Raw genomic sequence first — 13,643 nt, 5'->3', positions numbered from 1 at the left:
TGCCAGCGTTTCAGGCGACGTCCACCAGCACGATCTCGCTGTCTTCCAGGGCGGTGACCTGCAGCAGCGTTTCTTCGGCGATGGCCACGCCGTCCCGGGCATTGGCCTGCAGCCCATTGACCTCGATGCGGCCCTTGGCCGGGACGAGGTAACCGCGACGCTTGGGGTCGAACCGGTACTCGGCGGTTTCTCCGGCGCGCAGCGTTGCGGCGACCAGGCGGGCATCGGTACGAATCGGCAGGCTGCCTTCATCGCCATCTCTGCCACTGGCCAGGGTCACGAAGCCTTCGCCGCGTTCACCCTTGGGAAACGGGCGTGTACCCCAGGACGGTGCATCACCAGTGCGCTCGGGCACGATCCAGATCTGGAAAATGCGCGCCTCGCTGTCCTCTTGGTTGTACTCACTGTGCGCGATGCCTGTGCCGGCGCTCATCACCTGCACGTCGCCAGCCTCGGTCCGACCCTTGTTGCCCAGGTTGTCTTCATGGGTAATGGCCCCTTCGCGCACGTAGGTGATGATTTCCATGTCCCGGTGAGGGTGGGGTGGGAACCCGCTGCCAGCGGCGATGATGTCGTCGTTCCAGACTCGCAGGTTGCCCCAGTGCATGCGGGCTGGGTCGTAGTACTCGGCGAACGAGAAGTGATGGTGCGCATCGAGCCAGCCGTGGTTGGCGGCGCCCAGGGTGTTGAATGGTCGTAGTTGAAGCATGATTGGACTCCTTCAAAAGGTGGAATAGGGCCATCATGCGCTTACGAAACATCTAAAATAAGCGTAAATATCGGCTCTATTTTATCGCTTTAATCGATATATCTCTGAGCTATCGTCCAAAATGCCGTTGCCGTTGCCGTTGCCGTTGCCGTTGCCGTTGCCGTTGCCGTTGCCGTTGCCGTTGGTTTTTTGGCTTTTGCTTCTAAACGCGCGGTAGTTCAGGCGCCGCAGATCGCGACTTCAGGAGGCCGAGCGCAGGGCTTGCGGAGGGAGGTGACGGGCATGGATGCCCGTCAAGCGCTGGGCCCCAGGATGGGGCCTGCAGCGCGGTCCTCCCGGGAGCAAGCCCGGAGCGAGGGAACCCCGGAGCGTAGCGTAGGGGCCGGATGATAGGAGCAGGCGGTTTTTGCTTACTTTTTGACAAGACAAAAAGTGAGCCGCCGTAAGGGCGGAAAGGTGACTGTGCGCCACCCGCGCCAATGAATACCAACTTGCTGTGCGCGCCCACGCTTTCAAGTTTCAGGTTTCAGGTTTCAGGTTTCAGGTTTCAAGTTTCAAGTTTCAAGTTTCAAGTTTGATTGCGTTGGCGTGGGTATTGAAAGAGAGCATATTCCATTTGCGATGGCGACGCTTAGTCACCTTTTCGCCATTACGTGAACTGACCCCCGAATGTTGGACACCTATCTCACCGGAGGGTGTTCCATGACGAAATACAACCTGGCGCTCAAACAGGCACTCATCGAAGAGTGCCTTTCTGCTCCTAGCATTCATGAAGTGGCGCTAAAGCATGACCTCAGTCCATCGATGCTACGTCGGTGGGTAAAGGGCTATGAAAAACACGGCGCAGCCGGTTTAAGTGCCAAGTACAGCCGCTACGATGCCCAGTTCAAATTGAAGGTTTTGCAGTGCATTGAGCAAGAAGGATTGTCTGCCCAGCAAGCCTGCATCCAGTTTGATATCCGTGGTCCAAGTAGCATCAGGCAGTGGAAAAGGTTGTATGATCAAGGCGGAGTTGAAGCACTTCATCCGCATCATACCCGAGAGTTGAGCATGCCCCGTAAGCCATCGAAAAAAACCAGCGCAAGTCCTCCTACCGCTTCGGATAGCGACCTGACACCCGAGCAAATGCTCGAAGAGCTGGAATATCTGCGTGCGGAGAATGCTTATCTAAAAAAGCTCGATGCCTTGATCCAAGCGGACCCTCGCACTGCGCAGGCGAGAAAACGAAGGCTGTCCAGGGATTGAGGCACGGGCATCGACTCGCTCTGCTGTTACGTGCTGCCGGGCTTGCACGTAGTACCTTTTATTACCAAAGCAAGGTGTTGTTGACTGACAAGCATGCGGCTTTGAAAGAGAGTATCAACAACGTCTATCACGAGCATAAGGGACGGTATGGCTATCGCCGGATCACTGAGACCCTCAAGCACAACGGTCGGATGATTAATCACAAGAAGGTGCAGCGACTGATGCAGCTGATGGGTCTCCAGTCGCTGGTCAGGGCGAAGAAATATCGCTCGTACCGAGGCTCAGAGGGACTGGTTGCGCCTGATCTGCTCAGGCGAGAATTCAAGGCAGGAGCCCCTAATCAGAAATGGGCAACCGACGTGACAGAGTTCAAAGTGAAGGGGCAGAAGCTGTTTCTTTCGCCGTTGATGGACCTGTATAACGGCGAAATCCTCGCTTATCAGATTAACCGGCGCCCGGAGTTCAAGATGGTCTCGGCAATGCTTGAGCAAGCCTTTGAGCGGCTGAATCCAGGTGATAAACCGATATTGCACTCCGATCAAGGATGGCAGTACAGGCAGCCCACTTACCGGCATATGCTGGCCGAGAAGAACATTGAGCAGAGTATGTCGCGTAAGGGCAACTGCCTAGACAACGCCGCAATGGAAAGTTTTTTCGGCACACTCAAGAGCGAATATTTTTACCTGGAGTCGTTTGAAAATGTCGAGCAGTTGGCTTCAGGACTTGATGATTACATCGCTTACTACAACCAAAAACGCATCAGCCTCAGACTTAATGGCCTGAGTCCGATACAATTTCGGACCCACGCGCTGGCCCCATAGCGCTCACTGTCCAACTTTTGGGGGTCAGTTCAACGGCGAGTCACTTTTTGTCAAACGCGACAAAAAGTAACCAAAAAACGCTGTGCTCCATTCATACGGCCCCTACGCTACGCTTCGGGGTTCCCTCACTCCGGCCTTGCTCCCGGGAGGACCGCGCTGCAGGCCCCATCCTGGGGCCCAGCGCTTGACAGGCATCCATGCCTGTCACCTCCCTCCGCAAGACCTACGTTCGGCCTTCTGAAGTCGCGAAGATCAAAAGCAAGATCAAAAGCCAAAGCAAGATCAAGATCAAGATCAAGATCAAGATCAAGATCAAGATCAAGATCAAGATCAAGATCAAGATCAAGATCAAGATCAAGATCAAGATCAAGATCAAGATCAAGATCAAGAGCAAGAGCAAGAGCAAGAGCAAGAGCAAGAGCAAGAGCAAGAGCAAGAGCAAGAATAATGGCAGCTACCGGGAGTTAAAAGTTGCAACTTTGAAGGTATTAAATGACTTCAATGAATGGATCGAAGCTTGCGCACTGCTCCAGGCTACAATTACACCCGTGTGGGAGCGGCCTCGTGCCGCGATGGGCCGCGTAGCGGCCCCATGGTCACCTACCCTGCACCCCCCACCCCCGCCAACCACCGCCCCAGACGTTTTCCCACGCATTCGCTGGCGCTTTTGCGCCATTGCGGCGAACATTGCCGGCTGATTTTGCTGCCAACGGAGTGACTGTGGCCAACGAGCAACCCAAGGCCCTCGCCGAACTGACCCCACCCACACGCCTACCCTGGCTCAAACGGCTCATCGCCCAGTGCCTCGGGCGTGGTCTGACCCGCATTCAGGCGCAACACCCTCACTCCTGGTGGCTAGGCCATGCCGATGGCCAGCACCAAGGCCGGGGCGAAGGCGAACGCGCCGGGTTCGAACGTGGCCATGCGCAGGGGTACGAGGCAGGCCAGCAAGTGCTGGTCATCCGTGACCACCGCCCCGACACCCCAGCCATTCCCGGCCAGGACGATCACCTGTTCGAAGACTGGCGCCTGGCCCTGACCGCCGAGCTGAAGAAACGCTTCAAGGCCGACGTTGCCCAGCGCCTGCCCAGCCACGCGCAACCCAGCGCCGCGCAATGGAAACTGATCTTCAGCGATACACCGTCCACCTGCGTGGTGGCCGGGGCAGGGGCGGGCAAGTCGACCTCCCTGGTGCTGCGAATCGTGCTGCTGCGTCACTACCTGGGCTACGAACTCGATGCGATGACGGTCGTCACCTTCACCCGTGAGTCGCGCAAGGACTTCATCAAGCGCTTGGTGCAGGTGTTCGCGCTGTGGGACGTTCACCTGCAACCGGCACAGGCGCGCGAACTGGTCCGCACCTTCCACTCCCGCATCCTGCCGCTGGTGCGCAGCTTGCCTGGGTTCGAGCAGGTGCGCGCGTTCGAGACCCTGGGCAACGAGATGCCCGCCGGGCGTGAGGCCGAGGCGGACAGCAACCCGTTCGACCTGCGCCTGAACGATGCCCAGCGCCAACAGCTCAATCATTGCTACAGCGCCCTGCTGGCGGACAGCCCCCGCTTTGCCGAGCTGATCGGCCACTTGCGCAACGAAGCCTTGCAACTCAAGCCACTGGACCCGGACAACCCCGAGGTGCAGAAACGCGCCCAGGTGACGCAACTGGCCGCGCAACGCGATGAAGAGCTGTGCGATGTGATCGAGGACCTTTGGTTCGCAGCGGGGGCCTGGCCAATCCAGGGCATTGAGCCGATGCGTGACACCGTTGAGATCCGTGGGTGCCGTTTTCATGTCCACGGCCGCTTGGGTGCCACCGGGCCATGGGTGGTGTTGGGCTTCGACCCTTCCGAGAGCGCCCAGTACCAACGACCCGGTGCCAAGCTCGCCGTCCGCGCGGAGTGGGCAGTCAAACGAACCCTGTTGCAGGCATTCTGCGATCAGCCGTTGATCTGGCTGGACAACTACGCCATGGCCCGGCGCCTGGCCGCTTCGCTGGCAGGTGACGCCGTGGCCGGGCCTGGGTTCGAATACAAGGTCAAGGGCGAGCTGTCGGCCGCGCCGCTGCTCGACGCATTCGTCAGCGCCGCGAGCTTTATCGAAAACCTCGGCCTGGATGTGAACACGGCTATTGCCGACATGCGCTTTGTGCCAGGCGACAGCGACGCGCTGTTCTTCGAAGCGTTGGCCCTTTACTGGAAAGCGTTCGAAGCGCATTTGCTTGACCAATTACCTCCGGTCATGAGCTACAACCGCATGTTCGCGCTGTTCGGGGAAAACAACCCGGAAAACCTGCAACTGTTGCCCGACCCGCTGTTGCGGCCGCTGGCCCACCTGATGATCGATGAATTCCAGGACGTCTCGCCGCAAATCGTCAGCTGGCTGCGGGCGTCCTTGCGTGAAATCCGCAGGCGCGGCCCCGGCTTGAATGTCGGTCGCAATGCTCAGCACTCATCGCTGTTGTGCGTGGGCGATGACTGGCAGTCGATCTATGGCTGGCGAGGCAGCTCGCCCAAGTACTTCACCGAATTCACCAAGGCATTCCCAACGCCCGCCAGCACACGGGTAATGATGGTGGAGAATTATCGCTGCCAGCAGCAGGTGATCGATGCCGCCGAGCACCTGGTCAAGGGCACGTCCACCATCGCCGGCAAGAAGGCCCGGGCCGCTGGCCCTGCCGCTGAACTTGCAGGCTCACCGGTCAAGGTCTTCGAGCGTGACGAGGCCGCCTTGGGCCAGACCCTCATCGAGCATTACCAGCGCGGCGAGTCGGTGCTGATGCTCTACCGCAAGGGCAATGACCGGGCGGCGATGAGCGAACACCTGGAACCTGTGCTTCAAGCCGAGGCAGCGGTGCTCCCCGAGCAGCGGCGTCTTCGGCAACTCACCTATCACAGCGCCAAGGGCTTGCAGGCCGATGCGGTGTTCATGCTGGGCGACTGCCAGTACCTGACCAGCTCGCCCTACAAGAACCAGGTCTATCGCCAGGCGGGCCTGGGCAAGGCGGGCGACCCACAGCCGTTCGATACCGCCCAGAAGGAGGAGGTGCAGCGCTTGGCCTATGTGGCCGTGACCCGAGCGGTGCAGCATTGCTACTGGCACGTGGAGCCGGCCAATGGCGATGCCGCCGTGGCCGCTCGCGCTTCCAGCCGTGTGGATGGCCGTCAGGACTGTTTCGAAGACTGTCGGGGTCGGTGACGGTTAAGTCACCGTCGGTAAGGGGCCAGTGGTGGCCACTGGCTTGCGCCAAGGTGACCTGTCGGCGCCCTGCGCGCTCCGGCGCAAGGGTTGCCGCAGACGACAGGCGTCGTGGAACGCGGTGGCGTGTTCGGTCTGGTGTAGCTGCATCAGGCTGCCGATCAGGAAGCATACCCATGCGATCAACCACCACACCCAAGGATCACCCGCTGGACATCAATGGCATCGAAGTGGCTGTGCGCTGCTGGGGACCGGAGGATGGCATTCCCGTACTGGCCTTGCATGGCTGGTTGGACAACGCCGCCTCGTTCGAGCGCCTGGCACCCCTGCTCGATGGCTGTTTCGTGGTAGCCCCCGACCTGGTCGGCCATGGGCGTTCCGACCATCGGCGCCATGACAGCGGCTACTACCTATGGGAACACGCCGAGGACATGCTGTCGGTCACCGAAAGCCTTGGGTTGCGGCAATTCCATGTACTGGCCCACGGCATGGGCAGCGGTGTGGCTTCGCTGCTGGCGGCCATGACCAGCGCGATTGCGAGCATGACCTTCCTCGACGGCATGGGGGCACCGTTCACCGTGGCCGAGCATGACCGCGTGCAGCACCTGGCACGGGCCTATCGCCTCAAGCGCATGGTCCAGCGTACGCAGATGCAGGGCTTCAACGAGCCGGATGTGCAACGCTTCGACGATTTGGACAGCGCGCTGGCTCAGCGTCGTGAACGGCTCGACACCGACTTGTCTCAAGAGGCTGCGAGGTTACTGGCGCTGCGCGACCTGCTCCAGCTCAACGACGGTTATTGCTGGCGCCACGATCCGCGGTTGGTGCTGCCTGAGCCCATGCCGCTCACCGAGCCGGAGGCATGCGATCTGCTGAGCCAGATTCGCTGCCCGCTGTACCTGATGTTTGGCCGGCAGGGCGCTTTCACGGGCGAGGCCTTCGGCCGCCGTGAAGCGGCATTGCCGCCACAGGCGAAAGTGTCCTGGCATCCTGGCGGCCACCATTTCCACCTCGATGCGCCGGACCGTGCCTTGGTTGATCAACTGCTGCGTATCCTCGCGCGCCATGAAGGCGGTGTGTTGCAGCGCTTGGTCAACGAGTAGCGCCTACACACGGTTGCGCCGTTCGTTCAAGCGCGGTGTCGGCCGGTACGGGGACACTGGGGGCTCCTGTCATTCTGGAGTTGCCCATGCGCTACCTCTACGCCCCTGTGTTTTTCTTTGGGTTCATAGGCGCTGCCCTGGCAGCGGCGATGAACACCTATCTGTTTTGGTTGCTGCCCTTGCTGGTGGGCATAGTGCTGGTGGCTGTCGGTGCGCCCCAGTCGTCCCGTCACCAGGCAGTGGTCCTCGGCCAGCCAGATCTCGCCCTGCCAACTTGGCTGCGCTGCACCGTTCATGGCCACAGTGAAGGCGTATCAGTCAAAGTAGCCTCGCAGGCTGAAATTATACCCAGTGTCCACGGTGGTGTTCGCCACACGCCCAGCACGCTTGTTCAAGACGAACTCGAAGGTCGGTTCGTACAGGCCATCACACAGGCAGGCGCCGGCCAGGACTTCGACGTCATACCAGCCGTTGTCCAGTTCGATCACAGGGCGGCCCGGCTCACGGTAGCGCGCCAGCAAGTCGCCCAGGGTCTTGGGGGTGAAGTACTGGAGGATACGCCAGGTATACAGCATCACAGCGCCATGCTCGATCTTCAGCGAATAGCCACCGCGCTGGTGCTTGAGACGGCTGCTCGCCTCGCGCAATTTGGGCGTTTGCCCATCGAGCGTGAACACCACGTGGTAGGGAAGGTTGTCGACGCCGGCCACAGGCAGCACGACGCCGTCGCGGACGGCCTTGTCGCCGCTGTCATGGTGGGTGAATTCGTAGGCCAGGTCGTCAGGCAGGCCATGCTCCTGCTTGAAGCGCTCGAGCAGTTGGATGTCACCTAGCAGGAAGTAGTCGACCAGGTCGTTGAGCACTTCGTCGAACTCATGACGCATCGTGTGTCCTTGGGCAACGATCGGAAGGGCTGCGCCAGTCGGGATGTTGGACGGGCGCAGGCGGTGTGCAGGCGCCAATCAGTGTAACTGCGTAATCTGGATGAGGTTGCCGCAGGTGTCGTCGAAGATTGCAGTCATGACGTTATCGACCTCGGCGGGGGTCTGATGGAACTGGACACCGGCAGCGGATAGCCGGATGTATTCGCCTTGTATGTCTCGCACGGCAAAGATTGCGGTGGGTATGCCGTCTTCTTTGAGCGCGGCCTTGTACGCTTTCGACGCAGGGTGCACCTCTGGCTCCAGTTGCAGTTGCACGCCGTTGGGGTCGTTGGGTGAGGTCAGGGTCAGCCAGCGGTGCTGGCCCATGGCGAGGTCTTGTTTAGGTTCGAAGCCCAGTACGTAGTGATAGAAGGCAAGCGCTTTGGCTTGGTCGTCGACAAGAATACGGGTGAGCATGATCTTCATGGGCGCACACCTATGCTGGGGTCGTTACTTACCAGTAAAGACGGCCCTTGACGTTTGGCAATGCAGCCCAGTATCAAATCGCTTCTTTGGTCGCGTCATCGGTGCATCAGGGCCGCAAACTGGTCAATGGCCGGCGCAGCACAAGCGTTCAGCCTTTGGAAGTGTCCGTAGTGGTGTGCAGGTCAGCGGCGAATACCTCGGTGACCTTCGTCCGATAGGCTTCGAAGGCTGCAATGGCACCGGCGATCACGTCAGCTTCTTGTGGTTCATCGAGGGCCAGGCCGTCGATTGCGCTCACGAAAGACTTCCAGTGCTGGGCGCGTCCTTGCGGGTGGGCTGCCAGGTGCCGCGCACCCAGGCCTTCGTCCAGGCCAAGGCGCTGGGTGTGCTTGAACAAGAAGGCGGCGCCCAGGTTCGAACCCTCGCTGCAATACAGCCAGCCCAGTGCCTGGGCCGGGTCTACCTTCACCCTCGCCGGCAAGGCAGGTGGCAGTTGGCCCAGGTCGCGAATGTCCTGCTCGACCGCAGCGAGCCGCGACAGCGACGAGAGGCCCGGCAGCCACGCATTGAGGTGGGGGTCCTCGTAAAGTCCATGGAGGCTGCCGTGAAAGTGATGCTGTACCAGCAGGAAGCGCGCATACCGCGCTCTGTCCTGAAAGGGGTGTGCGGCCATGACCAACTGATCGACACTGTCATGTTCGCGGTGGGTGGCCGCTTTGAGGCGTTTGCAACGGCTTGTCTCCAGGGGTGACACGGGTACTGCGATCATTCGGTGAGTCCGTCGCGGGCAGAAAGGCATCCATGATGCGTGGCGGTGAGCATCGCAGCAAGCATCAGGCACGGTTATCATGGCCGCCGTATCGTTCAGACCCAAGGAAAAGCCGGTCATGTCTCCGCTTCAGTTCCGTACGCCGTCCCTTGAGGACGCCAGCCGCTGCCACGCCATCGAGATCGGTGCCTACGAGGGAGACGAAGCTGCCACGCTGGAAAAGATCCAGACGCGCATCAGTCAGTACCCACAGGGGTTTCTGTTGCTTGAAAGTGATGGAGAGATCGTTGGCTTCATCAACAGCGGCTGCGCCCACCAGGTTGTGATGTCGGACGAAGCGTTCAAGGAACTGGTGGGGCATGACCCCGATGCCCCCAACGTAGTGATCATGTCGGTGGTGGTCGACCCGGCGTATCAGGGCCAAGGTCATGCCAAGCGATTGATGGAAGCGTTCATCCTGCGAATGAAAGCCTGCGCGAAGCAGACCATCCACCTGATGTGCAAAGAACAGCACGTGCCGCTGTACCGCAAGCTGGGTTATCAGTACGTCCAGCCTTCACCTTCCGAGCACGGCGGTATGGCGTGGCATGAGATGGTAATGGTGCTGTGAGCCATTGCCGGGCGGCGTCAGGTAGGGCCGCACTGCGGCCCACCGGCGGCAAGCGCGACGCTACAGGTTGAACCTGCCGGTGAGCTGGGGCTGGCTTGCTGGTGATGGGCTGTCATGCAGCCCCAGAGGCACAAGACAGCCAGCATCACGAGGCGGCGCCTCTATCAGCCTGCGACCAACTGATGGGCCAGGCGGTTGTGACTTTCGAGTACCCGTGGCAGGTCGACAGTGACCAACTGACCATCCCTGACCACCACCTTGCCGTTGATGACGCTGGTATGCACCTGGGTCGGGGTGCAGAACACCAGCGCTGCAAGCGGGTCATGATGCCCGCCGGCGTAGGCGACATGGCCCAGGTCGAAGGCGACGAAATCAGCGACCATGCCCGGTGCCAGTGCGCCGATGTCATTGCGGTTGAGCACCTTGGCGCCGCCCAGGGTCGCGATTTCCAGCGCTTCGCGGGCCGTCATCGCATCCGGGCCAAACCCCACGCGTTGCAGCAGCAGGGCCTGGCGGACCTCGCCGATCATGCTGGCACCGTCGTTGGACGCCGAACCGTCCACCCCGAGCCCCACCGGTACGCCATGATCGCGCATGGCGCGCACCGGGGCGATACCTGAAGCCAGGCGCATGTTCGAGCATGGGCAATGGGCGACCCCGGTGCCGGTGCGGGCGAACAGTTCGATGCCATGCTGGTCCAGTTGCACGCAGTGCGCGTGCCACACGTCGGGCCCGACCCACCCCAAATCCTCGGCGTACTCGGCAGGGGTCATGCCGAATTTTTCCCGGCTGTAGGCAATGTCGTTGACGTTTTCGGCCAGGTGCGTGTGCAGCGATACGCCATGCTGGCGAGCCAGAACAGCCGCTTCGCGCATCAGGTCGCGGCTGACCGAAAAGGGCGAGCAGGGCGCCACCACGATCCGGCGCATCGAGCCATGGCTGGCATCATGGTAGTCCTCGATCAGGCGCTGGGACTCCTTGAGGATATCCGCTTCCTTTTCCACTACCGAGTCCGGCGGCAGCCCGCCCTGGCTCTGGCCCACGCTCATGCTGCCGCGGGCGGCGTGAAAACGCATGCCGATTTCGGCAGCCGCATGGATGCTGTCATCGAGCTTGCATCCGTTGGGGTAGATGTACAGATGGTCGCTCGAGGTGGTGCAACCGGAAAGGATCAGCTCGGCCATGGCCGTCTGGGTCGAGACCGCAATCATCTCGGGGGTGAGCCGTGCCCAGATCGGGTACAGCTGGGTGAGCCAGTTGAACAGCTCGCCGTCCTGGGCGGCTGGCACCACCCGCGTCAGGCTCTGGTACATGTGATGGTGGGTGTTGACCAGCCCGGGGATGACAACCTTGCCGGACATGTCCAGCACCTCGTCCGCCTGTTGGGGCAGGGTATCGCTGGGGCCGACTTGCTTGATCAGGTTGTCTTCGATGTACAGGCCACCGCCGCGGATTTCGCGGCGCTCGCCATCCATGGTGACGAGCAGTTGGGCATGCTTGATCAGGAGCGTTCTTGGTGCGTGTGCAGATGACATGGTCGATGCCTGTTGCAATACGCGCCGGCGATGGCCAGCGTCGTAGGCGACGCGGCTATGTAATCAGGAAACGATCAAGTTGTATACATTGACCGTATTTGTGAATGTGCGTCACCTCATATGTGAAAATCGGCCAGAAATAAGACCTCTGCGATCGAATAAACTGGCAGCCAACGTCTTGAGAGTTCTTCCATGTCTGCCGCATTCACCACCGCTTCACCCGTTGACGAAGCTCCACGGGCAGCCATCAGCATTGCCATCCTCGCGTTCTCCGCTTTCCTGATTGTCACCACCGAGTTTCTCATTGTGGGCCTGTTGCCTGCCCTGAGCCGCGACCTGGGGGTGTCCATCTCCATGGCTGGACAACTGGTCACGCTGTTCGCATTCACAGTCATGCTGGCAGGGCCGTTCCTCACGGCCATGCTGGCGCATCTGGACCGTAAACGGCTGTTCATCACCATCTTGCTGGTTTTTGCCGCGGCCAATGCCCTGGCGGCCGTGGCCGATAACTTCTGGGTACTGGCCATTGCACGTGTCATACCGGCATTGGCGTTGCCGGTGTTCTGGGGTACTGCCAGCGAGACGGCCGGGCACCTCGCGGGGCCCGAGCATGCAGGGCGTGCGGTATCGAAGGTTTACCTGGGCATCTCTGCCGCCATGCTGCTGGGCATCCCGCTGGGCACGTTGGCCGCTGACGCGTTGGGCTGGCGTGGCGCCTTCGGGGCGCTGGCGTTGCTTTCCCTGGTGATGGCCGTGGCGATGGGCGTCTGGATGCCCCACGTAGCCCGCACCGCCAAGGTGGATTTCGCCCGTCAGGCGCGGATTTTCACCGAACGTTTCTTCGTAGCGAACGTGCTGCTGTCGATTCTGGTGTTCACTGCCATGTTCACCGGCTAAACCTACCTGGCCGACCTGCTCGAGCGTGTGGCGGGTGTGGCCCCGGCTCACACCGGTTGGTGGCTGATGGGCTTCGGCGCCGTTGGCCTGCTGGGCAACTGGATCGGGGGGCGCGCCGTCGACCACTCCGTTCTCAAGGCCACTGCGGGCTTTCTGGTGCTGCTGGCGATCGGCATGGCAGCGCTGGTGCCCTTGACCCATGCAGGCCTGATTTTCTGCCTGGCGCTGGCCTTGTGGGGTATCGCCAACACCGCGCTTTACCCGGTCTGCCAAGTGCGCGTAATGGCGTCGGTGACCCACGCCAAGGCGCTGGCCGGTACCGCCAACGTTTCGGCTGCCAACGCCGGCATCGGCCTGGGTGCGGTGCTCGGTGGCATGACCATCGACGGGCTGGGGGTTGCGTATCTGGGCTATGTGGCCGCCGCAGTCGCTGTGCTGGCGCTGCTGGCAGTGCCCGTAGTGGGCAGGCTGGCGCCTCAGACGGGTTCGGCGGTACGTGTGCCGTGAGGGGCGAGCCTGGGCAACAGGTAATCGAGCAGTGCACGCACTTTGGGTAGGTGCTCGCGACGCTTGAGCCAGACCAGGTTCATTGGCAACCCGTCGGTTGCCAGCTCCGGCAGCACCTCGACCATCCGTCCATGATCGAGGTGCTGCTGGGTCAACCAGGTGGGTAGCTGACCTATGCCATGGCCGGCCAGCACCGCCGCGACCTCGCCTTCGCCATCGCCCACGGCGATGCGCGGCTGTACCGTGCGACGCTCCATCTCCCCAGGCTGGCGCCCCTTGAAGAACCACGGGCTGACCAGGCCGTCGGTGTGCCCATAGCCCACGCAGTGATGATGCTCCAGGTCCTCCTCGCTTTGCGGAGTACCGTAAATGTCGAGGTAGTCGGGGGCTGCGCAGAACATCAGGCGCTGGGCGCCAAAGTACTGATGGCCCAGGGCAGCGGGCCAGGTATCGGGGCCGCCGATGCGCACCACGATGTCGATGCCTTCCTGCACCGGGTCGACGAAACGGTCGGAAAACGAGACGTGCGGCTGCAGCAGCGGATGCTGCCGGGTAAACGCCAGGATCAGCGGCAGCACATGCAAGCGCCCATAAGAGGCGGGCAAGTCGATGCGTACCCGTCCGTGAGGTTCATTACCCGTAGTGGCGAGGGTGTGTTCGACTTCTTCCAGATCGGCCAGCACCGAGGTGCAGGTGCGGTAGAAAACCACGCCTGCCTCGCTCAGCGACAACCGGCGGGTGGTGCGCTCGAACAGGCGAACGCCCATGCGCGCCTCGAGGCGCGCGATACTCTTGCTGACCGCCGAGCTGGTAAGGCTCAGTCGCCCGGCCGCTGCCGTGAAGCTGCCGAGGTCGGCGACCGCGACGAAGACGTCGATCCCTTTGAGTCGTTCTGAGGAGTGCATG

Annotated in this window: 11 protein-coding genes and 1 pseudogene; 6 read left to right on the top strand and 6 right to left on the bottom strand. The window is 61.2% G+C overall.

All coding sequences use genetic code 11. The features are described from left to right. Positions 1-10: 10 nt before the first annotated feature. Complete coding sequence (locus CWR53_RS11870; RefSeq protein ID WP_058603303.1) at positions 11-709, bottom strand: pirin family protein; 699 nt, start codon at positions 707-709, stop codon at positions 11-13. Positions 710-1,411: 702 nt separating this feature from the next. Between CWR53_RS11870 and CWR53_RS11865 the strand changes: the two genes are divergently transcribed. The 4 genes from CWR53_RS11865 to CWR53_RS11850 all read left to right on the top strand — a co-directional run bounded on the left by CWR53_RS11865 (position 1,412) and on the right by CWR53_RS11850 (position 7,070). Continuing rightward, positions 1,412-2,775 (top strand): IS3 family transposase gene (locus tag CWR53_RS11865; protein WP_100850704.1). Its coding sequence is split into 2 segments (ribosomal slippage): positions 1,412-1,877 and positions 1,877-2,775, totalling 1,365 coding nucleotides; the frame shifts between segments, so codons are not numbered across the junction. Positions 2,776-2,972: 197 nt separating this feature from the next. Continuing rightward, positions 2,973-3,473, top strand: a complete 501-nt coding sequence (locus CWR53_RS22990) for a hypothetical protein (RefSeq protein ID WP_181405500.1) — start codon at positions 2,973-2,975, stop codon at positions 3,471-3,473. Positions 3,474-3,495: 22 nt separating this feature from the next. Further along, a complete protein-coding gene (locus CWR53_RS11855) occupies positions 3,496-5,967 on the top strand; it encodes a UvrD-helicase domain-containing protein (protein WP_100851597.1) in 2,472 nt (823 codons plus the stop codon). A 176-nt stretch (positions 5,968-6,143) separates the two neighbouring features. Next, positions 6,144-7,070, top strand: a complete 927-nt coding sequence (locus tag CWR53_RS11850) for an alpha/beta fold hydrolase (RefSeq protein WP_100851596.1) — start codon at positions 6,144-6,146, stop codon at positions 7,068-7,070. 314 nt (positions 7,071-7,384) lie between these two features. Here CWR53_RS11850 and CWR53_RS11845 read toward each other — a convergent pair whose 3' ends face one another. From CWR53_RS11845 to CWR53_RS11835, 3 genes are all read right to left on the bottom strand, one after another. Beyond that, on the bottom strand, positions 7,385-7,954 hold the full coding sequence (locus CWR53_RS11845) for a hypothetical protein (RefSeq protein WP_058605933.1): 570 nt from the start codon (positions 7,952-7,954) through the stop codon (positions 7,385-7,387). A gap of 78 nt (positions 7,955-8,032) precedes the next feature. Then, positions 8,033-8,419, bottom strand: a complete 387-nt coding sequence (locus CWR53_RS11840) for a VOC family protein (RefSeq protein ID WP_058605932.1) — start codon at positions 8,417-8,419, stop codon at positions 8,033-8,035. 148 nt (positions 8,420-8,567) lie between these two features. Further along, positions 8,568-9,188 (bottom strand): biliverdin-producing heme oxygenase, encoded by a 621-nt coding sequence (locus CWR53_RS11835; protein WP_058605931.1) that lies wholly within the window; start codon positions 9,186-9,188, stop codon positions 8,568-8,570. A gap of 118 nt (positions 9,189-9,306) precedes the next feature. On the opposite strand from CWR53_RS11835, the gene CWR53_RS11830 reads away from it, so the two are divergent. Beyond that, positions 9,307-9,798: a GNAT family N-acetyltransferase gene (locus CWR53_RS11830; RefSeq protein ID WP_058605937.1), complete on the top strand. Its 492-nt coding sequence runs from the start codon at positions 9,307-9,309 to the stop codon at positions 9,796-9,798. A gap of 164 nt (positions 9,799-9,962) precedes the next feature. Here the strand turns inward: CWR53_RS11830 and CWR53_RS11825 are convergent, their stop codons facing one another. Beyond that, on the bottom strand, positions 9,963-11,333 hold the full coding sequence (locus tag CWR53_RS11825; protein ID WP_100851595.1) for an 8-oxoguanine deaminase: 1,371 nt from the start codon (positions 11,331-11,333) through the stop codon (positions 9,963-9,965). A 192-nt stretch (positions 11,334-11,525) separates the two neighbouring features. Between CWR53_RS11825 and CWR53_RS11820 the strand changes: the two are divergent. Continuing rightward, positions 11,526-12,737 (top strand): annotated as a pseudogene (locus CWR53_RS11820) (MFS transporter). Here the strand turns inward: CWR53_RS11820 and CWR53_RS11815 are convergent. Continuing rightward, a complete protein-coding gene (locus tag CWR53_RS11815) occupies positions 12,707-13,642 on the bottom strand; it encodes a LysR family transcriptional regulator (protein WP_100851594.1) in 936 nt (311 codons plus the stop codon). The pseudogene CWR53_RS11820 and the gene CWR53_RS11815 overlap by 31 nt on opposite strands. Position 13,643: the final 1 nt, after the last annotated feature.

It is taken from the genome of Pseudomonas sp. SGAir0191 (assembly GCF_002812565.2).
GTDB classification, from domain to species: domain Bacteria; phylum Pseudomonadota; class Gammaproteobacteria; order Pseudomonadales; family Pseudomonadaceae; genus Aquipseudomonas; species Aquipseudomonas parafulva_B.
Note: the sequence above shows the minus strand (reverse complement) of the source record. Positions and strands in the feature narration are given on the sequence as shown.